Origin of the sequence: Geodermatophilus chilensis, from assembly GCF_002802985.1 — a bacterium.
Taxonomy (GTDB): domain Bacteria; phylum Actinomycetota; class Actinomycetes; order Mycobacteriales; family Geodermatophilaceae; genus Geodermatophilus; species Geodermatophilus chilensis.
Map to the genome: position 1 here is coordinate 16384 of NZ_NVPT01000007.1, position 25531 is coordinate 41914.

General features: G+C 74.2%; 26 protein-coding genes and 1 riboswitch. Of the genes, 13 read left to right on the plus strand and 13 right to left on the minus strand.

What is annotated here, in order from left to right:
• Positions 1–62 precede the first annotated feature (62 nt).
• A complete protein-coding gene (locus CNO22_RS27385) occupies positions 63–233 on the plus strand; it encodes a hypothetical protein (protein WP_157936748.1) in 171 nt (56 codons plus the stop codon).
• 194 nt (positions 234–427) lie between these two features.
• Positions 428–2818 (plus strand): ATP-binding cassette domain-containing protein, encoded by a 2391-nt coding sequence (locus CNO22_RS02050; RefSeq protein ID WP_100497701.1) that lies wholly within the window; start codon positions 428–430, stop codon positions 2816–2818.
• A 21-nt stretch (positions 2819–2839) separates the two neighbouring features.
• Here the strand turns inward: CNO22_RS02050 and CNO22_RS02055 are convergent, their stop codons facing one another.
• Positions 2840–5077: a SpoIIE family protein phosphatase gene (locus CNO22_RS02055; protein ID WP_198588046.1), complete on the minus strand. Its 2238-nt coding sequence runs from the start codon at positions 5075–5077 to the stop codon at positions 2840–2842.
• Between the two features lie 62 nt (positions 5078–5139).
• Positions 5140–5490: an STAS domain-containing protein gene (locus tag CNO22_RS28085; protein WP_198588047.1), complete on the minus strand. Its 351-nt coding sequence runs from the start codon at positions 5488–5490 to the stop codon at positions 5140–5142.
• 74 nt (positions 5491–5564) lie between these two features.
• Here CNO22_RS28085 and CNO22_RS02060 point away from each other — a divergent pair, with 74 nt between their 5' ends.
• The 6 genes from CNO22_RS02060 (at position 5565) to CNO22_RS29600 (ending at position 10576) form a co-directional block, all read left to right on the plus strand.
• On the plus strand, positions 5565–5996 hold the full coding sequence (locus CNO22_RS02060) for an ATP-binding protein (RefSeq protein WP_157936749.1): 432 nt from the start codon (positions 5565–5567) through the stop codon (positions 5994–5996).
• 2 nt (positions 5997–5998) lie between these two features.
• Positions 5999–7498 carry a serine/threonine-protein kinase gene (locus tag CNO22_RS02065; protein WP_100497704.1) on the plus strand — a complete coding sequence of 500 codons (1500 nt, stop codon included), beginning with the start codon at positions 5999–6001 and terminating at the stop codon, positions 7496–7498.
• A gap of 82 nt (positions 7499–7580) precedes the next feature.
• Entirely contained in the window at positions 7581–8753 is a 1173-nt protein-coding gene (locus CNO22_RS02070) for an RtcB family protein (protein ID WP_100497705.1), read from the plus strand.
• Between the two features lie 485 nt (positions 8754–9238).
• Positions 9239–9604 carry an STAS domain-containing protein gene (locus tag CNO22_RS27390; RefSeq protein WP_157936750.1) on the plus strand — a complete coding sequence of 122 codons (366 nt, stop codon included), beginning with the start codon at positions 9239–9241 and terminating at the stop codon, positions 9602–9604.
• 73 nt (positions 9605–9677) lie between these two features.
• Entirely contained in the window at positions 9678–10220 is a 543-nt protein-coding gene (locus tag CNO22_RS29595; protein WP_269799563.1) for an SMP-30/gluconolactonase/LRE family protein, read from the plus strand.
• Positions 10217–10576, plus strand: coding sequence for an SMP-30/gluconolactonase/LRE family protein (locus tag CNO22_RS29600; protein WP_269799564.1), 360 nt, complete (start codon positions 10217–10219; stop codon positions 10574–10576). Before CNO22_RS29595 ends, CNO22_RS29600 begins: the two co-directional genes overlap by 4 nt.
• 11 nt (positions 10577–10587) lie before the next feature.
• Here CNO22_RS29600 and CNO22_RS02085 read toward each other — a convergent pair whose 3' ends face one another.
• The 3 genes from CNO22_RS02085 to CNO22_RS28090 all read right to left on the minus strand — a co-directional run bounded on the left by CNO22_RS02085 (position 10588) and on the right by CNO22_RS28090 (position 12051).
• Entirely contained in the window at positions 10588–10812 is a 225-nt protein-coding gene (locus CNO22_RS02085) for a hypothetical protein (protein WP_100497707.1), read from the minus strand.
• Positions 10813–10862: 50 nt separating this feature from the next.
• Positions 10863–11819, minus strand: coding sequence for a D-2-hydroxyacid dehydrogenase family protein (locus tag CNO22_RS02090; protein WP_198588048.1), 957 nt, complete (start codon positions 11817–11819; stop codon positions 10863–10865).
• A 70-nt stretch (positions 11820–11889) separates the two neighbouring features.
• On the minus strand, positions 11890–12051 hold the full coding sequence (locus CNO22_RS28090) for a hypothetical protein (RefSeq protein ID WP_198588055.1): 162 nt from the start codon (positions 12049–12051) through the stop codon (positions 11890–11892).
• Between the two features lie 338 nt (positions 12052–12389).
• A riboswitch (cyclic di-AMP (ydaO/yuaA leader) is annotated at positions 12390–12541 on the plus strand.
• Between the two features lie 12 nt (positions 12542–12553).
• Here CNO22_RS28090 and CNO22_RS02095 point away from each other — a divergent pair.
• On the plus strand, positions 12554–13051 hold the full coding sequence (locus tag CNO22_RS02095; protein ID WP_100497708.1) for a C40 family peptidase: 498 nt from the start codon (positions 12554–12556) through the stop codon (positions 13049–13051).
• A 179-nt stretch (positions 13052–13230) separates the two neighbouring features.
• On the opposite strand, the gene CNO22_RS02100 is transcribed toward CNO22_RS02095, so the two are convergent.
• The 5 genes from CNO22_RS02100 to CNO22_RS02120 form a co-directional block, all read right to left on the minus strand.
• The gene (locus CNO22_RS02100; RefSeq protein ID WP_100497709.1) at positions 13231–13875 is read right to left on the minus strand and encodes a DUF4352 domain-containing protein; all 645 of its coding nucleotides are present in this window, start codon (positions 13873–13875) and stop codon (positions 13231–13233) included.
• Positions 13876–14076: 201 nt separating this feature from the next.
• On the minus strand, positions 14077–15147 hold the full coding sequence (locus CNO22_RS02105) for an OmpA family protein (protein ID WP_198588049.1): 1071 nt from the start codon (positions 15145–15147) through the stop codon (positions 14077–14079).
• A gap of 173 nt (positions 15148–15320) precedes the next feature.
• Positions 15321–16667: a hypothetical protein gene (locus tag CNO22_RS02110; protein ID WP_100497711.1), complete on the minus strand. Its 1347-nt coding sequence runs from the start codon at positions 16665–16667 to the stop codon at positions 15321–15323.
• Positions 16664–17377, minus strand: coding sequence for a hypothetical protein (locus CNO22_RS02115; RefSeq protein ID WP_157936752.1), 714 nt, complete (start codon positions 17375–17377; stop codon positions 16664–16666). Before CNO22_RS02115 ends, CNO22_RS02110 begins: the two co-directional genes overlap by 4 nt.
• 175 nt (positions 17378–17552) lie before the next feature.
• Positions 17553–17780, minus strand: coding sequence for a hypothetical protein (locus tag CNO22_RS02120; protein WP_100497713.1), 228 nt, complete (start codon positions 17778–17780; stop codon positions 17553–17555).
• A 338-nt stretch (positions 17781–18118) separates the two neighbouring features.
• On the opposite strand from CNO22_RS02120, the gene CNO22_RS02125 reads away from it, so the two are divergent.
• The 3 genes from CNO22_RS02125 to CNO22_RS02135 are packed head-to-tail and all read left to right on the plus strand — an operon-like array spanning position 18119 to position 20582.
• A complete protein-coding gene (locus CNO22_RS02125) occupies positions 18119–18754 on the plus strand; it encodes a hypothetical protein (RefSeq protein WP_157936753.1) in 636 nt (211 codons plus the stop codon).
• A gap of 32 nt (positions 18755–18786) precedes the next feature.
• Complete coding sequence (locus tag CNO22_RS02130) at positions 18787–19845, plus strand: ADP-ribosylglycohydrolase family protein (protein WP_232806729.1); 1059 nt, start codon at positions 18787–18789, stop codon at positions 19843–19845.
• A complete protein-coding gene (locus tag CNO22_RS02135; protein WP_157936754.1) occupies positions 19734–20582 on the plus strand; it encodes a carbohydrate kinase family protein in 849 nt (282 codons plus the stop codon). The genes CNO22_RS02130 and CNO22_RS02135 overlap by 112 nt, the downstream gene beginning before the upstream one ends.
• Before the next feature lie 85 nt (positions 20583–20667).
• On the opposite strand, the gene CNO22_RS02140 is transcribed toward CNO22_RS02135, so the two are convergent.
• Together CNO22_RS02140 and CNO22_RS02145 are read right to left on the minus strand one after the other, a co-directional pair.
• Complete coding sequence (locus CNO22_RS02140; RefSeq protein WP_100497716.1) at positions 20668–21039, minus strand: type II toxin-antitoxin system death-on-curing family toxin; 372 nt, start codon at positions 21037–21039, stop codon at positions 20668–20670.
• Complete coding sequence (locus CNO22_RS02145) at positions 21036–21242, minus strand: ribbon-helix-helix domain-containing protein (protein WP_100497717.1); 207 nt, start codon at positions 21240–21242, stop codon at positions 21036–21038. The genes CNO22_RS02140 and CNO22_RS02145 overlap by 4 nt, the downstream gene beginning before the upstream one ends.
• A 185-nt stretch (positions 21243–21427) precedes the next feature.
• On the opposite strand from CNO22_RS02145, the gene CNO22_RS02150 reads away from it, so the two are divergent.
• Entirely contained in the window at positions 21428–21946 is a 519-nt protein-coding gene (locus CNO22_RS02150; RefSeq protein WP_100497718.1) for an HAD domain-containing protein, read from the plus strand.
• Positions 21947–22252: 306 nt separating this feature from the next.
• On the opposite strand, the gene CNO22_RS02155 is transcribed toward CNO22_RS02150, so the two are convergent.
• Positions 22253–25498, minus strand: coding sequence for a TM0106 family RecB-like putative nuclease (locus tag CNO22_RS02155; RefSeq protein WP_100497719.1), 3246 nt, complete (start codon positions 25496–25498; stop codon positions 22253–22255).
• Positions 25499–25531: the final 33 nt, after the last annotated feature.

Genomic DNA, 25531 nt, shown 5'->3' on the forward strand with positions numbered 1-25531 from the left:
CCCAGACGCCGCCGGCCGGGCTCCTAACCTCGGTGTCGACCACGCACGGAAGGACGCTCATCGTGGCCAAGCACCTGCTGGACGAGACCGCCGAGTTCACCCTGCCCACCGCCGGGCGGCACGCCGCGGACGGTGAGGAGGACACCGCCGACCGGACGCAGCGGTTCGACGCGGGTGCGCGTCGCCAGCCGCCGGTCCCGGGCTGCGCGGAGGGCAACGGCCGCACCCGGTAGGCAGCGCCGGGCGCCACCCGGCCGGCGTCAGCCGAACGGGCGTCGCGCCACCCCGGCTGTCACCCCGATCCGGTAGACACCGGACCGTCGCCGCGACCGCGCCGGTGCAGGAGGACCCTGCCCGGGGCGGTCGGCTCGTGCCAGGCGACGCCACGGGGTCGCGGGGCGGCCCCGCCCGGAGAGGTGGAGACCCGATGAGCACGGCCACGAGGACGGACCCGCCGGCACCGGCGCTGCACGCCGCCGACAGCCACGACCTGATCCGCGTGCACGGTGCGCGCGAGAACAACCTCAAGGACGTCAGCGTCGAGATCCCGAAGCGCCGGCTGACGGTCTTCACGGGGGTCTCCGGCTCGGGCAAGAGCTCGCTGGTGTTCGACACGGTCGCCGCGGAGTCGCAGCGGCTGATCAACGAGACCTACAGCGCCTTCGTGCAGGGCTTCATGCCGACGCTGGCACGGCCGGAGGTCGACGTCCTCGAGGGGCTGACGACCGCGATCATCGTCGACCAGCAGCGGATGGGTGCCGACCCCCGCTCCACGGTCGGCACCGCCACCGACACCGGCGCGATGCTGCGCATCCTCTTCAGCCGGCTCGGGCGGCCGCACATCGGCCCGCCCAGCGCGTTCTCGTTCAACACCCCCTCGGTCACGGCCAGCGGCGCCATCACGGTCGAGCGCGGTGCGCGGACGAGGGCCGAGAAGGCGACCTTCACCCGGCTCGGCGGCATGTGCCCGCGCTGCGAGGGCCGGGGCTCGGTCACCGACATCGACCTGTCCGCGCTGTACGACGACGGCCGGTCGCTCAACGAGGGCGCGCTCACCGTCCCCGGCTACAGCATGGAGGGCTGGTACGGCCGCATCTTCCGCGGCTGCGGCTACTTCGACCCGGACAAGCCCATCCGGGAGTACACGAAGCGCGAGCTGCAGGACCTGCTGTACCGGGAGCCGACCAAGATCAAGATCGACGGGATCAACCTGACGTACACGGGGCTGGTCCCGACCATCCGGAAGTCGTTCCTGGCCAAGGACGTCGAGGCGCTGCAGCCGCACGTCCGCGCCTTCGTGGAGCGCGCGGTCACCTTCACCACCTGCCCCGAGTGCGACGGCACCCGGCTCAGCGAGGCGGCCCGGTCCTCGAGGATCCGGGGCGTCGGCATCGCCGACGCCTCCGCGATGCAGATCAGCGACCTCGCCGGGTGGGTCCGCGAGCTCGACGAGCCCTCGGTGGCACCGCTGCTCGCGGCGCTGCGCGAGACCCTCGACTCGTTCACCGAGATCGGGCTGGGCTACCTCTCGCTCGACCGGCCGGCGGGCACGCTGTCGGGCGGCGAGGCGCAGCGCGTGAAGATGGTCCGCCACCTCGGGTCCTCGCTCACCGACGTCACCTACGTCTTCGACGAGCCCACCGCGGGCCTGCACCCCCACGACGTCCAGCGGGTGAACGAGCTGCTGCTGCGGCTGCGGGACAAGGGCAACACGGTACTCGTCGTGGAGCACGAGCCGGAGACCATCGCGGTCGCCGACCACGTCGTCGACCTCGGCCCGCGCGCCGGCACCGAGGGCGGCGAGGTCGTGTTCGAGGGCACCGTCGAGGGGCTGCGGGCCAGCGGGACGCTCACCGGGCGGCACCTGGACGACCGCGCCGCCCTGAAGCCGTCGGTCCGGACCCCGACCGGGGCGCTCGAGGTACGCGCCGCCCGCACCCACAACCTGCAGGACGTCGACGTCGACATCCCGCTCGGCGTGCTGGTCGTCGTCACCGGGGTGGCCGGCTCGGGCAAGAGCTCGCTCGTCAACGGCTCGGTGTCCGGTCGCGACGGGGTGGTGACGGTCGACCAGACCCCGATCCGGGGCTCGCGGCGGAGCAACCCGGCGACCTACACCGGGCTGCTCGACCCGATCCGCAAGGCCTTCGCGAAGGCCAACGGCGTCAAGCCGGCCCTGTTCAGCGCCAACTCCGAGGGTGCCTGCCCCACCTGCAACGGCGCCGGCGTCGTCTACACCGACCTGGCGATGATGGCCGGCGTCGCCACCACGTGCGAGGAGTGCGAGGGCAGGCGGTTCCAGGCCGAGGTGCTGGAGTACCGGTTCGGCGGCAAGGACATCAGCGAGGTCCTCGCGATGTCGGTCGCGGAAGCCGGGGAGTTCTTCGGCGCCGGCGAGGCGAGGACACCCGCGGCGCACCGCGTCCTCACCCACCTGGCCGACGTCGGGCTGGGCTACCTCAGCCTAGGCCAGCCGCTCACCACGCTGTCCGGGGGCGAGCGGCAGCGGCTCAAGCTGGCCACCCACATGGGCGAGAAGGGCAGCGTCTACGTCCTCGACGAGCCGACCACCGGCCTGCACCTCGCCGACGTGGAGAACCTGCTCGGCCTGCTCGACCGGCTCGTGGACTCCGGCAGGTCGGTCGTCGTCATCGAGCACCACCAGGCGGTCATGGCGCACGCCGACTGGATCGTCGACCTCGGTCCCGGCGCCGGCCACGACGGCGGCCGGGTCGTCTTCGAGGGCACACCGGCCGACCTCGTCGCCGCCCGCTCCACCCTCACCGGCGAGCACCTCGCGGCCTACGTCGGCACCTGAGCCGCGCAGGTCCGCGCCGGCTCAGGTGCGGCCGAGGGCGACCAGCGTGACGTCGTCGGTGTCGGCCGGGTCCAGGGCGGCGAGCGCCTCGTCGAGCAGCGCCTCCGGCTCCTCGCCGGCGGCGACGGCGGCGCACAGCGCGTCCAGCCGGTCGGGCAGCGGGACGTCGCGGCGCTCCACCAGCCCGTCGCTGTAGAGCAGCAGCCGGTCCGGTGCGGCCAGCCGGACCCGGGTCTCGGCGTAGTGGACCTCGTCGAGCAGGCCCAGCGCCGGCCCCCGCCCCTCGGACAGCAGCCGCACCCCGTCGGCCGTGGCGTGCAGCACCGGCAGGTGGCCGGCGCTGGCGACCGCGACCTCCCCCGTCTCCGGGTCCAGCTCGGCGACGACCGCGGTGGCCAGCTCCCCCGGCAGCAGCGCGGCGATCACCTCGCCCAGGCCCTGCAGTGCGGCGCCCGGGCCGCGGTCGCGCAGCAGGTGGGCGCGCAGCGCGTGCCGCAGCTGCGCGGTGACCGAGGCGGCGGCCAGCCCGTGCCCGGCGACGTCGCCCAGCACGATCGCCAGCCGGCCGCTGGGCAGCGGCACCAGGTCGTACCAGTCGCCGCCGACGACGTCCGCGGCGCTGGGCCGGTAGCGGGCGGCCAGCGCGACCCCGGGCACCTTCGGCAGCTCCTCGAGCAGCAGGGTGCGCTGCAGCGCCGCGGCCAGCCGGTTGTCCTCGCCGGCCCGCTGCAGCGCCGACTCGGTCAGGTGCGCGGCCAGCGCCTGGGCGGCCTCGACCTCGTGCTCGCGCCACGGCGTCGCCGTCCCCCGCACCGTCTCGCGCCAGGCGGCGAACGAGCGGCGCGGGGACAGCCGCGGCCCGGCCTCGGTCTCGACGGTCTTGGGCGTGTGCGGGTTGCCGCCCCAGGTGACCTCGCGCAGGGTCTCCGGCCGGAACCAGGCGAGGAAGTCGCCGCGCCCGCCGCCGAGCTCGACGGCGAGCAGGCCGCTGGCGGTGTCGGCGACGTCCGCGGCCCCGGGCACGACGCTGCCGAGCACGTCGGTGGCGGTGCGCCCCCGGGCGAGCAGCCCGGCGACCAGCCCGGGCACCCGCTCCGCCGGCGGGGTGCTGCCGAGCAGGTGCAGCCGGCCGTCGAGGCGGACGGCGGCGCCGGCGGCGGGCAGCAGGTCCAGCACGGTCGGCGTCCCCTCGGTGAGCGCCTGCGCCGGCCTGCGTGGGGTGCGGCCGAGCGCGGCCACCAGCTCGGCCTGCCGCTGGGCGACGGCGACCACCTGCCCCTGCTCGCCGGCCTCGACCGTGGTGTGCAGCAGCAGCGAGGCGGTGCGGCCGAGGAACTCCGCGGCCACCCGGTCGGCGTAGGAGGGGCGGTGCGGGCCGCTGGAGGAGTGGCAGGAGATGAGCCCCCACAGCCGGCCGCGGTCGATGAGCGACACCGACATCGAGGCGACCACGCCCATGTTGCCCAGGTACTCCAGGTGGACCGGGGAGACGCTGCGCAGCATCGCGCCGGAGAGGTCCAGCGGGCGCCCGGTGACCGGGTTCGCGGCCGGCTCGAGCGGCACCCGCCGGTAGGTCGCGTCGGGGATCAGCCGCAGCCAGTTGGTCGCGTAGAGGGCGCGGGCCTGGGCCGGGATGTCGCTGGCCGGGTAACGCAGGCCGAGGAAGGGCTCGAGGTCCGCGCGGCGGTCCTCGGCGACCACCTCGCCGTTCCACTCGGGGTCGAAGCAGTAGACCATGACCCGGTCGAAGCCGGTGAGCGCCCGGACGTCGCGGGCCAGCGAGGCGGTGAGCTCCTCGAGGGTGCGGCTGGCCGACAGCCGCTGCAGCACCAGCGCCAGGCGGGAGTGCCAGACCGCGTCCGCCTGCTCGGCGCCGGCGAGCGGCTCCCACTCGGTGACCAGCAGCCCGTCGGCGCGGTGGACGACGAGGTCGATCTCGGCGCCCCCGATGGTCACCCGCAGCGGGTTGACCTCAGCGAGGTCGCCGGCGAGGCCGGCGCGCAGCCGGTCGAGGTCGGCCGCGGGGAGCACGTCGGCGAGGGACGCCGGGGTTCCGCCGAGGACGTCGGCGGCGTTGGCCGAGGCGACGACGACGGCGAGGTCGGGCTCGGTGACGGCCAGCAGCGCGCCGTGCGGCTGGATCGCGCCCGGGACGGCGATCGGCTCGTCGGCGCAGCGCTGCAGGGCCTCGTCGGAGCCGGGGGGCTGTGCGCTCTGGCCCGACTCCGCGCCGCGGTGCGCTCCTCGCTCGTTCCTCACTGCGATGCTCCCGCGGCTGTCGTCGGGCGTGTGCTCGCGGTCAGCGTCATCGCCGGCCGACCCTACGGACCGACCTCGTTCTCCATCAGGCTGGGCGACTCGACGATCGGCACCACCGCCCGCAGCTCCAGCAGGTCGACCACCAGCCGCACCGGCCGGTTGGCGCGCGGGCAGACCACCTCGAGGGCGACCCCCTGGTCGGCGGCGCTGCGGGCGATGCGCGCCAGCTGCCGGGCGCCCGAGCTGTCGAGGAACGTCGTGTCGGTCAGGTCGACGACCAGCGACTGCGGCTGCTGGGACAGCTGTGACGCGAAGGCCTCCGCGAGGCGCGGGGCCGTCGCCAGGTCCAGCTCTCCGCGTACGCTCAGCGCCGGCCTCCCGAGGACCGTCGTCCGTTCGACCTCGAACTGCACGGATCGGTCCCCCCATCGACGCACACAGAACCTGACCAGCCTAGATGCCTGCGGGCGGGAGGGGGGTACCCGGCGTGGACATCGCCTTCACGGTCCACCTCCCGGTGGACACCGGGAGCATCCCGTTCATCCGCGGGCTGTGCCGCCAGGCCCTGGTGCACCTGCGCATCGAGCGGGCGGTGATCGACGAGATCGCGCTGGCGCTCACCGAGGCCTGCGCCAACGTCGTCCAGCACGGCGGGGACCAGGCCCAGTACGAGGTCGAGGTGGCCATCGACGACCGGCTGTGCCGGATCAGCGTGGTCGACAACGGCGAGGGCTTCGACCCCGCCACGCTGCCGCAGCAGGACGAGCGCTCGCCGCTGGACGGGGGCCGCGGACTGCTGCTCATGCAGGCGCTGGTCGACCGGCTGGACTTCCGGCACGAGCCCGACGGGCGGCACCTGGTCACGCTGGAGAAGCGCCTGGGGCCGCACCCGCCGCTGCGCCTGGTCGACCCCGTCTGAGCATGGCGGCAACGGGAGACGTCCTCCAGGACCGTTACGAGCTCCGGTCGCTGATCGCGACCGGGGGCATGGGCGAGGTCTGGCGCGCGCAGGACCGGGTGCTCGGCCGCGAGGTCGCGGTCAAGGTACTCAAGCCCGAGTTCACCGGCGACCCGGTGTTCCTGACCCGGTTCCGCACCGAGGCGCGGCTGTCGGCCGGGCTCACCCACCCGAACATCGCCGTCCTGCACGACTACGGCGAGGCCGAGCCGGCCGCCCCCGGCGGCGACCGGCTGGTCTACCTGGTCATGGAGCTGGTGGACGGCGAACCGCTGTCGGCGGTGCTGGCGCGCGAGGGCCGGCTGACCCCGGCGCGGACGCTGGACCTGCTGGGGCAGGTCGCCGCTGGGCTGGCCGCCGCGCACGCCGGCGGGGTCGTGCACCGCGACGTCAAGCCGGCCAACCTGCTGGTCCGCCCGGACGGCACCGTGAAGATGACCGACTTCGGCATCGCCTGGTCGGCCGCGAACGCCACCGTCACCCGCACCGGCCACGTCGTCGGGACCCCGCAGTACCTCGCGCCCGAGCTGGTGCAGGGGCAGAAGGCCACCCCCGCCGTCGACGTCTACGCGTGGGGCACGGTCGCCTACGAGTGCCTGGCCGGGCGCCGTCCCTTCGACGGCCCCGACCCGGTCGAGGTCGCGATGCGGCGGACCTCGGAGTCGCCCACCCCGCTGCCGGCCGACGTCCCCGCGCCGGTGCGCGAGCTGGTCGAGCGGACCCTGGTGATCGACCCGGCCGCGCGGATCCCGGACGGCCGGGCGCTGGTCACGGCCGTGGCCGACGCCGCGGCCGGCCGCGCGCCGGAGCCGGACGACGAGCGGACGGCGACCCGCGTGCTGCCCGCCGTCCCCGTGGCCCAGCCGACCACCGCCCCGCTGCCGGTCAGCCCGGTCGCGGCCGCCACCGTCCCCCCGGTGTTCCCCGCGCTCGAGGACGAGGACGACGAGCCCGACGACCGCGGCCGGGTGCGCCGGCTGGTGGTGCCGGTGCTGGTCGGACTGGTGGCCACGGCGTTCGTGGTCACCGGGCTGGTGCTGGGCAGCCGCGACGTCCCCACCGCGGCGCCGGCCGCGCCCGCGCCCACCACCTCCGCGCCGCCGACGACCGTCGCGCTGCCGCCGACCGGCACCTTCGTGCGGGTGGACCCCGCCGACCACGTCGGGCAGCAGGTGGCCGCGGTGCAGGCGTGGCTGACCGGGCTGGACCTGCGGGTCAGCCTCGTCGCGGTCGAGCGGGCCGACGTCCCCGCCGGTCAGGTGCTCGCGCTGGCGCCGACCGGCGAGCTCCCGGTCGGGACGACGGTGACGGTCACCCACGCCGTGGCCCCGCCGCCGCCTCCTCCCCCGCCGACGACCGCCGCGCCGTCCCCCACGCCGACCCCGCAGGCGTCGACCGCGGAGAAGGAGCGCGGCCGGGACGGCGAGCGCGGGCGCGGCCGCGACAAGAAGGACGACGACTGACCTCCTCCCGCGGGTAATCCGGGTGCGGACGGCGGAGCAGCCCTGCTCCACTGTCGCGCCACCCGCCCGGAACGAGAGGGATATGGAGAAGATCAGCGACCGCCTGCTCAACTGGGCGTCGATCCTCGAGCCGACCACGCGCCTGCAGGCCGAGCGCACCGCCTCGATGCCGTTCATCCACCCGCACGTCGCCCTGATGCCCGACGCGCACCTGGGCCTCGGCGCGACCGTCGGCTCGGTGATCCCGACCGACCGGGCGATCATCCCGGCAGCGGTCGGCGTCGACATCGGCTGCGGGATGATGGCCGTGCGCACCCAGTTCACCGGCGACGACGTCCGGGGCCGGAACCTGGCGACGCTGCACGAGCAGGTCTCGCGGGCGATCCCGCTGTCGGCCGGCCGCTACAACAAGAAGCTGCGCGAGACCGCGGCGGCGCGCGTCGCGGAGCTGCGCGACCTGCCGGGCGTCGCGCAGGCCGACGGCGTCGCACACAACTGGCCGCTGCAGCTGGGCTCCCTGGGCTCGGGCAACCACTTCATCGAGGTCTGCCTCGACGAGGCCGACCGGGTGTGGCTGTTCCTGCACTCCGGCTCGCGCGGCGTGGGCAACCGGCTGGCGTCCAAGCACATCCGGGTGGCCCAGGACCGGTGCCGCGACATGGACCTGCCCGACCGCGACCTGGCCTACCTCGAGGAGGGGACGGCGGAGTTCGACGCCTACGTCGAGGCGCTGCACTGGGCGCAGCGGTTCGCCGCGCTCAACCGCGAGGAGATGATGGACCGCCTCGCCGAGCAGGTGTCGCAGTTTCTGAGTGGGCGTGGCCTGACCGAGGAGGTGCACCGCGCGCAGGTCGTGCAGTGCCACCACAACTACACCGAGCGGGAGACGCACTACGGCACCGAGGTGTGGCTGTCGCGCAAGGGGGCGATCTCCGCGCGGGCCGGCCAGTGGGGGCTGATCCCCGGCTCGATGGGCGCGGCGTCCTACGTCGTCGTCGGCAGGGGGAACGTCGAGTCGCTGACGTCGGCGCCGCACGGGGCCGGGCGCAACCACTCGCGGGGTGCCGCGCGGCGGATGTTCACCCGGGCTGACCTCGACCGGCGGATGAAGGGCATCGCCTGGGGCCGCTCGGACGCCTTCCTCGACGAGCACCCCGACGTGTACAAGCCGATCGACCAGGTCATGGCCGACGCCGCCGACCTCGTGGAGGTGCGGCACACGCTGCGCCAGGTGGTCAACGTCAAGGGCGACTGAGAAGGACCCCTTGCCCCCCACCGCTCGCAGGCTCGCGGCGGGACCCTGCCGGGGGCCGGGGCCGGGTGCGTGAGCACGTGGGCGCCGGCGCGCCGGACCGGCCCGGCACCGACCGGGCCTGACCCGCACCACACCGGCCGCTGTCCCGCACCCGCGGACGCCGGCCGTCACATCCGAGGGGACCGACCGTCCTCGTGGGAGCTCTACCCCTGCCCCGCATGGTGGGCAAGGTAGGAGCCCCCGCGCAGCAGCACCGCCGGCGTCCCCGCACGAGCTGCCGGCAGCCGGCACCCGCGGACCCGCCGACACCCCGCCGGACGCGTCGACACGATCCGGCGGCGGGCCATCTCACCGTGCCCGAGCCGAAACCGGTCGGTCCTGTTAACGTTGCAAACCGGGTCGAAGAGCTGGCCCGGACCTACCTGTCCGTGGGGACGCCGTCCGGCGGCTCAGCTGTCGCCCGGCGCCCCGCAAGGGGGATCACCATGCCCGCACGAGTTCTCGCACAGCGGCCGCCGGAGCGCCCGCTGCTGCTGTCCATCGACCTCCGGAGCGGCCGCATCACCGCCGTCGGCGAGCTCGACCGCCTGGTCGCCCACCGGCTCTCCGACGCGCTGCACGCGCTCAGCGTGACCGGCCACCGCAGCTGGACCATCGACGCCGCGGGCATCACCTTCTGCGACGCCGAGGGACTGCGGGCGCTCGCCGGGGCCACGACGTTGGCCGAGGAGCGCGGCTGCACGCTGCGGCTCGTCGCCGCCTCGCCGTTCACCGTCCGGCTGCTGCGGCTGACCGGCCTGTCCCACCTGGTCGACCGCGCGGCCGACCGCTCCCCTCTCGACGCCGCCTGAGGCGGACGGGGCCGGGCACCCGCGCGGGCGCCGTCACGCGAGGCCGTGACGGCCGTCACCTAGTGTGCGGGCCATGGCATCTCGGCAGCTCAGGACGGTTCTGGAGGGTGGCGGGTTCTTCGAGGGCCCGCGCTGGCACGAGGGCACCTGGTGGGTGTCGGACTTCTACCGGCACACGGTCAGCCGGGTGACCTCCGACGGCGCGGAGACCGTCGTCGTCGAGGTGGAGGGCCAGCCCTCGGGGCTGGGCTGGCTGCCCGACGGGTCGCTGGTGGTCGTGTCGATGAAGGACCACCGCGTGCTGCGGTACGCCGACGGGACGCTGTCCACCCACGCCGACCTCACCGAGCACTGCGGCGGGCACCTCAACGACCTGGTGGTCACCGAGGCCGGGCAGGTGTTCGTCGGCGACTTCGGCTTCGACCTCATGGGCGGCGGCGACGCGGGAACCGCGTCGCTGAAGCGCATCGACCCCGACGGCACGGTGTCGGTCGCCGCGGAGGGGCTGCAGTTCCCCAACGGCATGGTGATCACCCCGGACGGCGGCACGCTCCTCGTCGGGAGACCCTCGGCAACCGCTACACCGCCTTCGACCTGGGCGCCGACGGCGCGCTGACCCACCGTCGGGTGTGGGCGCCGCTGGGCCCGGAGGTCACCGGCCGGACCACCGAGGAGGTGCTCGGCCAGCTCACGGTGGCGCCGGACGGGTGCGCGCTGGACGCCCAGGGGCACGTGTGGGCGGCCGACGCCGTCGGCGGCCGGGTGGTGCGGGTCGCCGAGGGCGGCGCGATCGTCGACGAGGTCGCCGCGCCCGAGGGGCTCGGCGTCTTCGCCTGCATGCTCGGCGGGGACGACGGCCGCACGCTGCTGATGTGCTGCGCGCCGGACTTCTACGAGCACAACCGGGCGCCGGCGCGCGAGGCGGTGCTGGTGGCGACCGAGGTCGACGTCCCGCACGCCGGACGGCCGTAGCCCGCGCGGGGTCAGCCGCTGTTCCGGCCGCCGAGCGGGTGGTCGGTGTCCGGGACCCCGCTGCCGGCCTCACCCGGGTTGGTCGACATCTCGCCGTCCCGCGCGGCCCGCGGCTCCTCCTGCTGGGAGGGTGGCCCGACCTCAGCGGGCTCGGGGCGTTCGCCGGGCAGGACGTCGTCGTCGGGTCGCTCGTTGGCGCCGCCGTAGGGACGGCCGGTCATGTTGCCCTCGGTCATCGCAGGCCTCCTCGTGCCGGGGCCGGAGGGGTACCCGCCTCCGGCGCGCGTCACGCGGGCGCGATGACCCGCACCGGCTCCCCGCGGAGGAAGGCGGCGACGTCCTCGACGGCGTCGCCGTAGAAGACGCGGTAGGTGTCGCGGGTGACGTAGCCGAGGTGCGGGGTGAGCACGGTGCGCGGCGCGGTGCGCAGGGGCGAGTCGGCCGGCAGCGGCTCGCGGTCGTACACGTCGAGGCCGGCGCCGCCGAGGCGGCCCGCGGACAGCGCTTCCAGCAGCGCGGCCTCGTCGACGATCGGGCCGCGCGAGGTGTTGACCAGGATCGCGCCGGGCTTCATGCGGGCGAGCTCGTCGCGGCCGACCAGTCCGCGGGTGCGGTCGGAGAGCACCAGGTGGACGGTGACGACGTCGGCGCCGGCGAACAGCTCGTCGCGGTCGACGCGGCGGACGCCGGCCTCGGCGGCGCGCTCGGCGGTGAGGTTCTGGCTCCAGGCGACGACGTCCATGCCGAAGGCCTGGCCGATGCGGGCGACGCGGGTGCCGAGCCGGCCGAGGCCGACGACGCCGAGGCGGGCGCCGGCGAGGTCGGTGCCGACGGTGCGCTGCCAGCCGCCGGCGCGCAGCCCGGCGTCCTCCTCGGGGACGTGCCGGGCCACGGCCAGGATCAGCGCCCAGGTGAGCTCGGCGGTGCCGGTCGGGTGCGCGCCGGTGCCGCAGACCGTGATGCCGCGCTCGGCGGCCGCGGCGACGTCGATGGCGGCGTTGCGGGCGCCGGTGGTGACCAGCAGCCGCAGCCGCGGGAGCCGTTCGAGGAGGCTGCGCGGGAACGGGGTGCGCTCGCGCATGGCGACGACGACGTCGAACCCGGCCAGCCGCTCAGCCACGGCGTCCTCGTCGTCGAGGTGGTCGGCGAAGGCGACCACCTCGGCCTCCTCGGGGAGGCGGGACCAGTCGGCGAACTCAGCGGACACGGACTGGAAGTCGTCGAGGACGGCGATGCGCAGCACGGTCCCGAGCATGACGGCGGCCCCCGCCCGGTGCGAGCGGGGGTCGCCGGAGCGCGTCAGCGCGAGGTGCTCAGCGCACCGGACCGCGGCCGTAGCCCCGGCCGCCGCCCTGCTTCTTGTTCTGCTCGCCCATCTTGGCGATGAACTCCTTGATCTTGGCCTGGTTGTGCGGCTTGCGGGCCTCCTGGATGACCTTCGCCGCGATCCCCGACGCCAGGACCTTCCTCAACATGCCGGCCATGGTGCGTTCCTCCTCGGTTCGGTTGAGCTGTGTCCTGCCCGGGCAGGAGTGGCCCCAACCACCTCGCTGGGAGCAGCCGTGTGCTGTCGTCCCGCCACTTTCCGTGCAGGCACTCCGGGGCTCGGTCAAACTCATGGTGAAGCGCCGACCTGCGGGTTCGGGTTGCCGAGGATCGGGCCGTCTCGGCGTCTGCGGTGGTCAGCGCGGCGTGTCGTGGTGCGGTCGGGGCGGGTCGGGCAACGCCCCGTTCCTGCCTTGCACCTCCTCCAGGGCCGCCTAACGTCGGTCGCCGTCCGGCAAGGGCCCTTCGTCACGAATCGTGTGACACCCGCCGGACGCCGCCGAACCGCGCACCGGTCGATGACCGGTGCGCAGGCCGGGGACCCACCGCAGCACTGGGGTGAAGCGCGATCCGTCGCGCCGGGCGACTCCCCCGTCCGAACCCGTCAGCTAACCCGGTAGGCGGTCGTGGAGAACAGGAGAACCGTCGTCGATGACGACTGCCCGCACGTCCTTCGCTCGTCGCTCGTTCCGTGGTGTCGCCGTCGCCGCCATCGCCGGCGCCGGGATCGCTCTCTCCCCCCTACCGGCCTCGGCGCACACCGTCGCAGCCCCTGCCGCTTCGGCCGCCGCGTCCAGCAGCGCCGTGCAGACCGCCGTCGACACCGCACTCGCCCAGGTGGGTGACCGGTACGTGTACGGCGCCACCGGCCCCAACTCCTTCGACTGCTCGGGGCTGACCACCTTCGCCTACAAGGCGGCCGGCGTCTCGCTCCCGCGTACCTCGAAGGCCCAGGCGACGTTCGGCACGCCGGTGTCGAAGGCCGACCTGCGGCCCGGTGACCTCGTGTTCTTCTACAGCCCGGTCTCCCACGTGGCCATGTACATCGGCAACGGCCAGATCGTGCACGCCCTGAACGCCAGCAAGCCGGTCCAGGTCACGTCGCTGGACTACATGCCGAGCTTCTCGGGCGCCCGCCGGGTCATCTGACCCCCTTCTGCGGCGAGATCGCCGGTCTCACACGGCTACGACGCTGTAGGCGTGCGAGATCGGCGATCTCGCCGGGCGGTCAGCCGCAGGCGAGGACGCCCTCGGCCGGGTTGAGCGATTCGTAGAAGGCGCTGAAGGCCTCCCGCCATGTCAGCGGGAGGCCCTCAGTCGGGCGGTGCTTACTGCAGGGAGACGGTGACGCCCCCGGAGAAAGCGGAGTCGTGGAGCTCGATCGAGGTCGGCACCGTGCCGGCGGGGACGTCGAAGACGACCTTGCTGGCCAGGGTGTTTCCGGGGTTGATCTCCTCGTACAGCGAGGACGAGTTCTCCAGGTAGATCGCAGCCTCGCCGTCGGCCGAGAACTGCTGGCCCTGCGCGTTGAACAGGGTGGCGTTGTCGCCGAAGAAGCTCTGCGCCTGGTCGCCGATGTTGGTGATGGTCAGGTCGACGATGCAGAACTGGCCCTGGGCCTTCTGGCTCAGGAACTCGTTGCCGATCTCGGTGCCACTGCAGTCGACACCGTTCACGACGAAGTTGAAGTCACCGTCCGCGGCGGGCTCGCCGATGCCAGGCGCCTCGGGAGCCGGCGCCTCGGCCGCGGGTGTGTCCACGGCCGGAGCAGCGGCCGCGTCACCGGGCGACGCGTCACCGGTCGCGGTCGTCGACTCGCCATCGCCGCCGCCGCCCTGGGTGGCGATGGCGATCACGACGAGCACCGCAAGGACGATGAACCAGGCGCGCTTGTAGAAGGGCTTCTTGGCCGGGGCCGGCGGCTGAGGGGCGTACCCCTGCGGGTCGGCCGGCACGTGAGTCGACTGCGACATGTGTTCCCCCATGGGGCGGTGATGATCGAGGCCCGCGAGTGCGACAACAGTCGTCCGTCATCGCGCAACCCCGGGTTGGACGCGAGGACAGTGGCACGTACGAGTCCTGGAACCCGGCAGGACTGGTGTGGCGCCGCCTCTTGCGTGACCTCCCGCCACTCCGGTCGCCGACGCATCAGGCCGCTGGTCGGGACGTGCCTGTCACTCGCAGAGAGTCCAGGTGGCCCCGTTGTCGAGCGTGATGATCACCTTGCGGTTCTCAGCAGCCGGGCCGGGCAGCAGGTTGCCGTCCGCGTCGTGGTCGGGGACGTACTCGGAGTACTCACTGCCGAGACCGAAGGCGGTCAGGGACTCCCTCGGGACACCCAGCTCCACGAGCTCGTCGAGCACCGCCTGCGCTCGGCTCAGGCCCCGCGCTCGCTGTCCCTCGATCGGTCCGACGTCGGCCGTCGTCCCGGTCAGCGTGGCGGTGGCGCCGGTCTCGACCAGTTGCTTGGCGATCGGCTCCAGGATGGCGCGCGCCGCGGCCGGGTTCGCGAACTCCGCAGAATCCGGGAGGAAGGCGACGTCGCTGCCCGTGAGTTCGACAGTGGGCCCGGAGCATGCCGGCCCGTCGGGGATGGGGACGATGCGGACCTCAGGGAGCGCCGCCCTCCCGCCATCCGAGGGCGAATCGCCTTCGAGAGGTGCGTGCTCCACCTCCATCTCGCCACCGGCAGCCTCGATGACTGCTTCCCAGATGGCTGCAAGGTTGTCGCGCTGCGCAATGCCCAGCGGCTCCTGCGGCGCCGCGGTGTCCCCCAGCCCCTGGAAGGTCACGTCCATCCCCTCCAGGTCGGGGAGCGCGCCGATCCTCTGCAGGGTGTCCGCGACCTCCTGCGGATCGGCCTCCAGCAGGCCGGGCTGCGTGAAGTCGAGCGGCGCCACCGTCGACAGACCCGAGTCGATGACGGCGATCTCGTGCGGCAGCGTCTCCACCGACCGGATGCTGCGCGCGGCGAGGTCGAGCCCCGTCAGCACGTCCGCCTCCGGGTCGTCCGCCCGCGCCGCAGCGATCCCGTCGAGCACCGCCCGCCGGTTGTCGTTGCGGCTCGCGTCGCGGCCCTGACTGGTCCCTCCCTCTACGACGAGCGACATCGTGCCGAGGACCGACGGCTCCCCGTCCGCGACGACGATGGCAGCCAAGGACTGGTTCGCGACTGCGCGGTCGAGCACCCCCATCGCCCGGCCGCCGAGCTGCGGCGCCGGCATGTTGCTGCGGGCGCCGACCACGAAGGCCGCGGCACCGGTGGGGTCCGCCGCCGCCTCGCCCCCACCGCAGCCCGCGAGCCCGACGGCGAGGCCGAGCGATGCGGTCGCGGCCAGCAGGCGGCCGGGGACAGAGGAAGTGCGCAAGGACGTGCCTCTCGATCGAGCGGGTGCGGACGCGCGGGGCGTCGGTCGGGTCAGTAGACGCCGTTGGGCGTGCCGTGGCCGTTGGGGGTGCCGTGGCCGTTGGCTGACCTCGGCGCGAGGAGGGGGAACGCGTCGCGGGGGATCCGGATCAGCGCTCCGAGGTCGCGCGGCGTCGGGCGCGACGGACTACCGCCGTCCCCCACACGGGGCCCCGGGACGCCCGGCTGCGGCGGCTCCTCCGGGCCACCGACCCGCCGTCCCGTCGTGAGGCCGTTGGTCGCCTCGGGCAGACCGAGGTGGCCGGCGACCTCGACGCGGACGAGCTCCTTGAGCTCGGCGATCTCCGCGTCCGTGGTGGCGAGGGCGTCCTCGGCCGACCGGTCCGCCTGGTCGATCGCATCCCGGGCCTGTGCCAACCGATGCCGGATGTTGCTGACGACCTCGGTCCGCCGCGCCACGACCTCGTGCTGCTTGAGCAGCTTCTTGCGCAGCGCCGCGTAGGTGCTCATCCGCGGCGTGTGCTCCGAGAAGCCGGTGTAGAAGGCGAACACCCCGGAGGCGAAGTACAGGCCGGCGAGGAGGAGTGCGGAGAGCAGTGCGTGCTGCGAGTCCGCAGCGGGGTCGGTGACACCGAAGGCCGACGTCACGTCGGCGGCACTCGACTCGGAGACCAGCCGGAAGTAGAACGCGACGCTCCCCAGCACCAGCCAGCCCACGATCATGAGCAGGAGAGCCGGTCGGCCGAGGCCGCCGCGTGCTTCCCGGAGATCCTTGAGGGTCCGGCCGACACCGTGCATGAGCCCCACCGAGATGACGGCGAAGGCAGCCGTGAGGGCGAGAACCACCGGCTCGCCGGCCTCGCGGAACGACGTGGCCAGGACGACGTAGAACGTCGCGACGTCACCGGCTGCCGCCACCGCGAGCATCAGGTAGAGACCGATCCGCTTGTACCAGGGGCGATCGAGGCCCTCGAGCGGGTCCAGGGTCGGCCGGGGACGGCTGCGCCGCTCCCGTCGCTCACCGGGCTCCGCCTCGGCGGGCTCGACGATGCGCTTCTCGAGGACGGCGATCAGGCGCTCGGTGTGCTGCAGTTCCGCGGCAGCCGACTCGGCACGCTGCTCTGCCACCACCTCGGCCGCTTCCAGCCGGCTGACTTCCGCCTGGGCGGCGGCGATCCGCTCGGTGCGCTCGGCGAGGACGTGCGCGCGCCGCTTGGTGCGCAGCCCCTCCAGCCAGCCGTCGAGGACGTCACCGTTGCCGGCGTCCAACGACCCGGCCTGGGCCAGCGCGGCGATCTGCGCGACGACGTCGTCCCGGTTGTTGCGCGGCGCGAGGAAGGGGAGGCGGACGTCGACCGGCGCTCCCTGCTTGCGGCGGCGCGACCAGGTCCAGCTCATGCGGAGGCTCCAGACGGTGCGGGGGCGGGCAGCGGAATGCCGGGCGCGACCCAGGTCGGCAGATCGCACAGCTCGGTGTCCCAGAGGCGGACGAGCTCCTCGCGCTGCGGGTGGCGGCGGAGCAGGGCGCGTCGGTAGACGGCGGCCTTGCGGTGGGTCAGCTCCCGGGCGCGGACGACGTGCGAGCGGGCCACGTCGGCGCGGGCCTGGACGGCAGCGCGCAGATGGGCCTGTTCGGCGAGGACGTCGTCCAGCCGGCGCTGGGTCTCGGCCTGCGCGGCGCGGGTGGCGGCCACGGAGTGCTGATGGGTGATGGCGCGGCGCTCGCGGGTCGCGGAATCCGGCAGGTTCTCCTCGCCGGGATAGCGGCGGGCGAGCCACGCGGGCGCGGGCGGCTGCGCCATCCGTTCGACGTCCTCGGCCTGGCGCTCGAGGGTGGCGCGCAGGGTGCACAGCTCGGCGTCGATCTGCCCGAGCCGGACGTCGGCGGAGCCGGTGTCGATGAGGCAGGCCGTGCGCTCGCGCTCGCAGGCCTCGCCGTACTCGGCGACGAGCTCGGCCAGGACCGGCGTCGAGGCGACGCTGACCCCGACCGGCAGGCCGGCCCGGCGGTCGGCGCGGGCGTACCAGCGCAGGCGCAGCCGGGTGCTCCACGGGATGCGGAGGGTCCGGTATCGACGGTCGATGCGCTGGGCACCCGTCAGGGCCACGCTCCACTCCCCCGTGTCGTCCATACGTGGGGACGGGCTGTGGTGCGGCGTCCCCCACCTCCCGGGGTGGACGTCGACCGGTCGACGGTCACGCCCGGTGACGGGAGGCGATCGGACGCTAATGGGGGGTTGCTCGTCCGGAACTGTCGTGGCGGGGCTGCCTCACCCCATGGGGTCAGCCGCGGCGGCAGGGGTGCGGCGGCTCGTCGGCCGGCTGCAGGGAGAAGACCGAGGCGGCGTCCTGCGGCCAGGTGCGCAGGAAGAGCAGTCCGTACCGCTCGTTGAGCAGCGCGTCGGGTCCGGTGGTGCCGGCCAGGTCCAGCAGGCGAACGGTGTCGTGGTTGCGGTAGCGCCGGAGTTCCGTGCCACAGGCGACGGTGAGCACGTCCCCGACGGCGCCCATGACGACGACCGGGGACCACGCGTCGTCCGGGCTGTTGTCGCAGAGCAGTACGCGGTGGGGTGCACGGCGTGCCCGGTGGCATGGCTGGTGCAACGGGCCGTCCGGCTGGTGCTCGCGGCGGTCGGCTCGAGCTCCGGATCGGTCACGAGGTGCTCCTGTCCTGCGGTGCCTCCGGTCGCTGACGACCGGCTGGGGACAGCACAGCACCAGAGCGGCGCGGTGCGCGCGCTCGAGACGCCGTCGTCCCCCGCTCGCGTGGGTGACGACCGACCCCGGTGACGCAGCGTCAGGCCCCGCCGTGTGTGCAGCGTCAGGTCACCGGTGGGTACGGGGCCGACGTGGACAGGCGCACGCTGCTGCTGGGGGACTGGACGCCGGTGATCAGGGACGGCATCGACATCCTGCGACTGATCATCTTCGTCGGAGCCGGGGTGTACGCGGCCGACGGCAGGTGGGGCTCGGCGGCTCTCCTGGCCGTGCTGGGGAGCGTCACGCTCGTCGCACGGTTGGTGAACCTGCCGCGGCTCTACGACCTGGCCCTGACCCTGGGCATGGCCCTGCAGGGGTTCGGCGAGACGCTCGGCCTGTACGACCAGTTCCTCCGCTTCGACGACCTGGTGCACTTCACGCTGCCGATGCTCACGGCCCCGGTGGTCTACATCGCCCTGGCCCGGTTGGACGTCGTCCCGGACCCCCGCGACGAGACACACCTCCAGCACTACGTGGGCATCGGCGTCGTGACCGCGGCGCTGGGCATCGCCATCGGGGCGCTCTGGGAACTGTTCGAGTGGCGGTCCGACGCCTGGTTCGGGACGGCCCTGTCGGAGGACAACGACGACACCAACGGCGACCTGTTCCGCGACACCCTCGGGTCGCTCGTCGGCGCTGCGTTGCTGGTCGTGTGGGCCCGTTTCGGCTGGGGATCGGTGCGCCGCATCCCCGGGGTGAACACGCATGAGGAGGTCAGCGCCTGACGCGCGTGTGGACGGCGCAGCAGGATGCTCGGGTGACCCCGCGCATGCACCGTTCGCACCGCGCCGCCGGCGCACTGGTCGGGTCGGCCGTCGGCGACGCGCTCGGCGCGCCGTTCGAGTTCGGCCCGCCCGGCCGGTTCTCCGCCCGCTTCTCCACCCCGGCCCGCGGCGCGCACACCGAGATGTGCGGCGGCGGGGCGCTCGGCTGGGAGCCGGGTGAGTTCACCGACGACACCCAGATGGCGCTGCTCGTCGCGACGTCCCTGGTCGAGCGCGGCGGGCTCGACCAGGCCGACCTGTTCGACCGCTTCCTGCGCTGGGCGGCCGCGGACCCGCCGGACGTCGGCAACCAGACCCGCGCCGTCCTCGGCTCCGGCCTGCCGTGGGACACCGCGGCGGCCGAGCACTTCCGCCGCACCGGACGGGCCGCCGGCAACGGCTCGCTGATGCGCACCACGCCCGCCGCGATCCGGTTCGCCCGCGAGGGGCGCGCGGCCACCACGGACGCCGCCCGCCGCATCTCGGCGCTCACCCACGGCGACCCGGCCGCCGGCGAGGGCTGCGCGGTCTTCCACGAACTCCTGCGCGTGGCGCTCGACGGCGGGAACCCGCTGGCCGCCGTCCCCATGGCACTCGAGGCGGTGGCCGACGAGCACCGCGAGCGGTACGCGGAGGTGCTGGCGCCGGACTGGACGCCGGAGCCGGGCACGCCCAACGGGGCCGTGTGGCCGACGCTCGCCAGGGGTCGGAGAAGCAGGCCCGCACGCCGCCGGGCTGGCTCACCATCGATCGAGCGGGGCCCTTGCTCGACTTCTGCGTCCGGGTCGCAGGCGAGTACACCGCAGCCATGTCGACGGCCTCGGACGTCTAGAGCACCTCCGTCGGCAGTCCACCCCGACACCCGGGGCACTCTGTCCCCGTGTCCGAGTTCCACGGTCCGCAGTGGGATCGCCCTACCGGGCGGGGACCGGTGGTGGCGGTGGGCAAGCTGGTGGCCGACCAGCTGCTCGAGCTGTCCGCGCCGCTGGTGGTCGGGAGCCAGCAGCGGGTGGGGCGGACGACGACGGCGGGCGGCGCCCCGGCCAACGTGACGGCCGGTGTGGCCCGCCTCGGCGCGCCGGCCCGGTTCGCGGGCTGGGCGGGTGCGGACCCGCTCGCGGACGGGCTGTTGACCGGGCTCGCCGACCGCGGCGTCGAGGTGGCGGTCGTGCGCCGCGGCCGGGCGCCGCTGTCGACGGTGCTGGTGCACCCGGACGGCGAGCGGACGCTGCTCACCGACCGCGGGGAGGGCGGGCTGGAGCCGGCCGACGTCCGCGCCGCGTGGCTCACCGATGCCGCCGTCGTCCACCTGGACGGCTACGACCTGCTGCGCTTTCCCGAGGCGGTGCTCGCCGCGGCGTCGATGGCGCACGGCACCGGCGTGCCGGTCAGCGTGGACGTCGCCGCCGCGACCCGGATCGGGCGTCACGGTGCGGAGGCGTACGTGGAACTGCTCGCCGGCCTGCGATCCAACGTTCTGTTCTGCAACGCCGCCGAGGCCGCGGTGCTCGGACTGGACGGCGACCTGCCGCAGTGGGCGCCGGGATTGGCGCTGGTGCACGCCGGCGTCCGGCCGACCCGCGTGCTGACGCGGGCAGGCGCGTGGGAGGTGTCGGTCGAGCCGCTGCCGCAGGGCGCGCTGCGGGACACGACCGGCTGCGGGGACGCCTTCGTGGCCGGCGTGCTGGCCGGCTGGCGCGCCGGGGTCCCCGTGCTGGACGCCGTCCGGACAGGTCACGCGGCGGCCGCGGTCGTCGCCGGTGTGGTCGGTGGCCAGCCGCCGGACTGAAGACCGGGCCGAAGCAGCAGGCAGGACTCCGCCGGTGCTCCTGACCGGCTGAGGTCGACTGTGCTCGACGCGGACACTTCGCGCTTCAGCGCGACACCGCGCGCAACCGTTCGGCGATCTCCTCGACGTCCATCGCTCCGGCGGCGACGTCCATGACGAGCTGGAAGGCATCGTCGTCGTCCAGGTCCGGTTCATGGGCGTTGATGTCCAGGAACACGAGGGTGGCCAGCCACCCCAGTCGCTTGTTGCCGTCGACGAGTGGGTGGTTGTTGACCAGCGAGTGGAGCAGCGCCGCGGCCTTCAGGGCGAGGGTCGGGTAGGCCTCCTGCCCGAAGACGTGCGATCGGTGACGTGCGACGGCAGAGTCCAGCAAGCCGACATCCCGCACCGGGCCCGTCCCGAGGTCCCGTATCAGGCGGAGCAGGTCATCGAGGTCGAGGTACTCGACCTCGCTCACACGGTGCCCAGGCGGTGCAGCACATCGCCCCACTTGTCGATGAGCCGCGTCGAGCTCTCCCGGACCCGGGCGGCGTGACCCTCCCGCTCGTAGCGCTCGAGAACGGCGCGGCGAACGACCTCCTGGCGAGAGATGCCTTCGGCAGCGGCCAGTGCCGTGAGCGCCCGCTCCAGCTCGTCATCGGTGCGCAGAGTCATCGCCATGTCGCCATGGTATCGATGTGGTACCACGTCGGGTTCTCATGGCACGGGACTCGGTCAGAGGCGAGCGGTGGAACGTCTCGTCGCGCGACGGCGCCGGCCGGACCCAGCGGTGGGTGCGTCCGCGGGCGCGGCTCCTCCGCGGGCGACGGGGTCCGAGGGACCGGGCACGGGTGTAGAGAGGGCGCATGGCCTCGACCGGCGACGTCCCGATCCTGCTGCTGGACGTGGACGGCGTGCTGAACACGGCGCGCGCGGACCTGCCCGACGGCTGGGAGCGGGGCACGTTCAACGGCTACGTGCTGACCTGGGACCCAACGGTGACGGCGCGGCTGCGGGAGCTGCACGAGTCCGGCCGGGTGGAGATCCAGTGGCTAACCACCTGGACGACGGACGCCGACCGGCTGCTCGCCGAGCCGATGGGACTGCCCCGCGGCCTGGTGACCCACGCCCGCGCCGACTCGGCGCCGACCGGGTTCGCCGGTGTGTTCGGCGGCCGGTCGGGGTGGTGGAAGCTGACCGCCGCGCAGGCGGTCGCCGAGGCCGAGCCCGACCGGCGGATCGTGTGGGTCGACGACGACCTGGCGGTGCAGGCCGCCGACACCGGCGACTGGCTGGCCGCGAACCCGCACGTGCTGGTGGTCGCGCCGGACCTGTTCGTCGGGCTGACGCACGAGCAGCTGGACGCGATCGAGGCCTGGCTCTGAGCTGACGGTGCCCATCGTCGCGGACACTGCATCCTCGTCCAGCAGCCAGCGACACCCCCGGCGATCCGGACGATCCGGACGACGACGAGAGCCGTGCCCCGCCACCCGAGGTCCTACGGGCGACCTCAGCCCCTGCCCACAGGTGTGAGCAGGGGCTGAGGTCCGGCCGGGAGGGTGTCGGCCTCCGCACGGTCAACCCCTGCCCCGCACTGTGGGCAGGGGACGAGCGTCCGTACCGCGGGTGCGGCTACGCGGGAGTGCAGTGGGACGGCGTCTCGCGGCCTCGACGAGAGTGCATCACTCGGCTCAGCCGACGACGGTCGCCATCTCGACGAGCCGGCAGAGTGCGTTCACCTGACGCAACTGCTCCGGCGTCCGGACGGCGGCGTCGAGCAGCTCCTCGCTCATCACCACGACGGCCAGCGCCTTGGCCCGCGACACCGCCACGTTGAGCCGGTGCAGGTCGTAGAGGAACGAGACCCCGCGGGGCGCGTCCTCGGCCGAGGTCGACGTCATCGAGTAGACGACGACCGGCGCCTCCTGCCCCTGGAACTTGTCGACGGTGCCGACCCGCGCGCCGTCCGGCAGCGCCCGCCGGATCAGCGCCACCTGGTTGTTGTACGGCGCGACCACCAGGACGTCGTCCGGCCCGACCGTGAACCGCTCCCCCGCGGCGTCGGCCCAGCCGACGCCCTGCAGCGAGTGCCACAGCTCGGCCACCGCGGAAGCCTCGTCCGGGGACGCCGCCATCGACGGCTGCACGTGCTCGACGAACCGGACGGCGAGCCCGCTGGCCCAGCCGTCCACGGCGATCCGGTCGCGGCCGGCCGCCGACTCCAGCCGGCCCTCGTACGCCAGGTCGGAGACGAACGCGGTCAGCGCCGGGTGCATCCGGTAGGTGCGGTCGAGGAAGACACCGCGGTCCTCGGGCACGGTCGGGTGCCCGTCGAGCAGGTGCTCCAGCGCCGAGAGCCCCGACTCCCCCGGGTGCACGGCCTGCGTCGGCTGCGCCAGCTGCTGCGGGTCGCCGAGCAGCACGAGCGAGCGAGCCGACCGCGCCACCGCCACCGCGTTGGCCAGCGAGAACTGCCCCGCCTCGTCGATCACCAGGACGTCGACCGCCTCGGCCAGGTCCTCCCGGCACCAGAACCACGACGTCCCCCCGACGAGCGACGCGGAACCGTCCAGCAGTCGCGAGGCCACATCACCGGCATCGCGAGACCACTCCACGCCCGGCGCCCCGCACGCCTGGGACTCCTCGCACTTCTGCAGCGCCGGCCGGCCCACGGCGCTCAGCACGTTGCCGATCACCGCGTGGGACTGCGCCGTGACGCCGACCTTCTTGCCGGCGTCCAGCAGCGCGCGGATCAGCCGGGACGCCGCCCGCGTCTTGCCGCTGCCGGGCGGCCCCTGCACGGCCAGCACCTCACCGTCCAGCGCCAGGCCGAGCCGGACGACGGCGTCGCCGGCCTGCTCCCCCGGCAGCCGGCGGGTGTCCGCGGGGACGACGCGGTCGAGCAGCCGCTGCCCGAGACAGGACTGCCCGGCCAGGACGGCGTCCGCGGTGGCCGCGATCGCCGCGCGCATCTGCTTGTCGTCGAGCGGTCCCTCCGGGCCGAGCCCGCGCGGACCCGCCGGCGCCTTGGTGCTCTTCACGACCACTCGCCCGGCGACCGCGTCCAGCGCCCGCACCTCGCCGACCCGCGCCCGGCTGTCGACGTCGAAGGCAGGCTTGCCGACCGAGAGCTTGGCGTCCTGGGGCGGGAAGGTGAACTCGTAGAGCTTGCTGCGCTTCTCGGTGCCGATCTCGACCGCGGCGGACAGCCCGCCGAGCGCCGTCCGGTCCTCGACGAGCTGGTCGTCGTCCAGGTCGCCGCGGCTGAAGAACTCCCACCAGCCGGGCCGGGCCTCGCGGCGGTGCCACTGCACGAGGTCGCCGAGGAGGCCGTGCCCGCGGTCCTGCAGCTGCTCGACCAGCGCCAGCTCGGCGACCTCGGCGTCCGACCGCGGCGCGGGGACGGCGATCTCGGCCACCGCCGGGCGCGGCTGCGGACCGTGCAGCGCCTCCAGCTCGGCCCGCTGGGTCTCCAGCCAGTCGTGCAGCTCGCGGGTGGAGTCGACGTCGTCCTTGTTGTAGTCCTCGATCGACTGCAGGCGGGCCGGGTCGCGGTCGATCAGCCACTTCTCGTACTCGACGACGCTGCTCATCGCGTCGGCGACGTCGCCGGTGTGCGCACGCCCGTAGAAGGCCTCGACCTTCTTGATCGAGTAGGACTCCTTGCTGATCCGCATCGACTGGCGGACGACGGGATAGAGGTCGACGAACCGCTCGGCGCGCAGCAGCTGGTCGAGCTCGGCCTCGCGGACGCCGTACCGCCCGGTGAGCCGCTTGAGCGCGCTGACCTCGTAGGCGGCGTAGTGGTAGACGTGCATGCCGGGGTCTTCCCGCCACGCGTCGACGATGCGGTCGACGAGGTCCTCGACCATGTGGCGTTCCTCGGCGGCGTCGTGCGCCCAGAGGGCGGTGAAGGAGCCTTCGCGGTTGCCCAGGCCGGCGAGGTACTCGAGCCCCTCGCCGTCGCCGGCGAGCGGGTCGCCCTCGAAGTCGAGGTAGAGGTCGCCGGGGCTGGGCTCGGGCAGGCGCAGCAGTCCCTGGGCGGTCTGCGGGGGAAGCAGCGTGCGGGTGGGGAGGCCGGCCGCGCGGCCGCGGAGCTGCTCGCGGGCCTGGTCGCGCAGCCGCTCACGGGTCCCCCGGCTGATGCCGGTGGCCTTGAGGACGTCGTCGGGTGCGTCGGCGAGCTGCTCGAGGGTGGCGATGCCGACGCCGTTGAGGGCGGCGCGCTGGTCGCGGCGCATGCCGGCGACGAGGCTGAGGTCGTCGCTCTCGCGCAGCTCGGTGGAGCAGCGGGAGGCCCAGGTGCACTGGTCGCAGTGGCTGACCGGGATCGGGGCGGTGGGCGTCGGGGTCTCGATGAAGCCCTCGAGCCGGGCGCGGGCGCGGCGGGCGTAGGCGGCGACGTCGACCAGCCGCCACGGGCGGGTCTCGCCGTCGCCGGTGACGACACAGATGCGCTCGGGCGCGCGGCCCTGCAGGGTGGCGAGCCGGTCGGCGTAGGTGGCCATCTGCAGCAGCGCCGGCACCTTGATCCGGCGGGCGAGCTTGGCGTCGGCGACCTCGTAGGACCAGTCGCCGAGGTCCGACGGCGTGGCCGTCTTCAGGAGGAAGTCGGCCTGGCCGCCCCAGGTGCCGTCGAAGAGCGTCGCCTGGTGCACGACGTCGACGCCGGCGCGCATCGCCTCGAGCGTGGCGGCCTCGCGGCGGTCTGCCAGCCGCGCCACGGTGCGCCCCTGCTCCTCCAGCGATTCCAGGTAGCGCAGCTCGTGCGCGATGCCGAGGTCGGCGACGAGCACGGTCTGGTCGCCGGCGCCCTCGGCCGGCGGGTCGAGCCGGCGCTCGGCGACCTGCAGGTTGAGCGCAGTGAGGTGGTGGCACTCCTGGTGCCGGGTCAGGTCACTGGGGCTGAGGACCAGCCGCCCGTCGACGCGGTACACGGCGTCAGCCCGCGGTCGGGTGGATGGCGGGCG

Bases quoted from the DNA above. Each gene is read 5' to 3' on its own strand.
- CNO22_RS02120 (WP_100497713.1), bottom strand. From the start codon at position 17,780: ATGGGCGCCGTCGGGGACGTGCTCACCGTCGCCTGTGGCACGGAACTC.
- CNO22_RS28090 (WP_198588055.1), bottom strand. From the start codon at position 12,051: ATGTTGAGGAAGGTCCTGGCGTCGGGGATCGCGGCGAAGGTCATCCAG.
- CNO22_RS02145 (WP_100497717.1), bottom strand. From the start codon at position 21,242: ATGGCGATGACTCTGCGCACCGATGACGAGCTGGAGCGGGCGCTCACG.
- CNO22_RS02095 (WP_100497708.1), top strand. From the start codon at position 12,554: ATGACGACTGCCCGCACGTCCTTCGCTCGTCGCTCGTTCCGTGGTGTC.
- CNO22_RS27390 (WP_157936750.1), top strand. From the start codon at position 9,239: ATGCCCGCACGAGTTCTCGCACAGCGGCCGCCGGAGCGCCCGCTGCTG.
- CNO22_RS02110 (WP_100497711.1), bottom strand. From the start codon at position 16,667: ATGAGCTGGACCTGGTCGCGCCGCCGCAAGCAGGGAGCGCCGGTCGAC.
- CNO22_RS02085 (WP_100497707.1), bottom strand. From the start codon at position 10,812: ATGACCGAGGGCAACATGACCGGCCGTCCCTACGGCGGCGCCAACGAG.
- CNO22_RS02065 (WP_100497704.1), top strand. From the start codon at position 5,999: ATGGCGGCAACGGGAGACGTCCTCCAGGACCGTTACGAGCTCCGGTCG.
- CNO22_RS29595 (WP_269799563.1), top strand. From the start codon at position 9,678: ATGGCATCTCGGCAGCTCAGGACGGTTCTGGAGGGTGGCGGGTTCTTC.
- CNO22_RS02050 (WP_100497701.1), top strand. From the start codon at position 428: ATGAGCACGGCCACGAGGACGGACCCGCCGGCACCGGCGCTGCACGCC.
- CNO22_RS02100 (WP_100497709.1), bottom strand. From the start codon at position 13,875: ATGTCGCAGTCGACTCACGTGCCGGCCGACCCGCAGGGGTACGCCCCT.
- CNO22_RS02070 (WP_100497705.1), top strand. From the start codon at position 7,581: ATGGAGAAGATCAGCGACCGCCTGCTCAACTGGGCGTCGATCCTCGAG.
- CNO22_RS02150 (WP_100497718.1), top strand. From the start codon at position 21,428: ATGGCCTCGACCGGCGACGTCCCGATCCTGCTGCTGGACGTGGACGGC.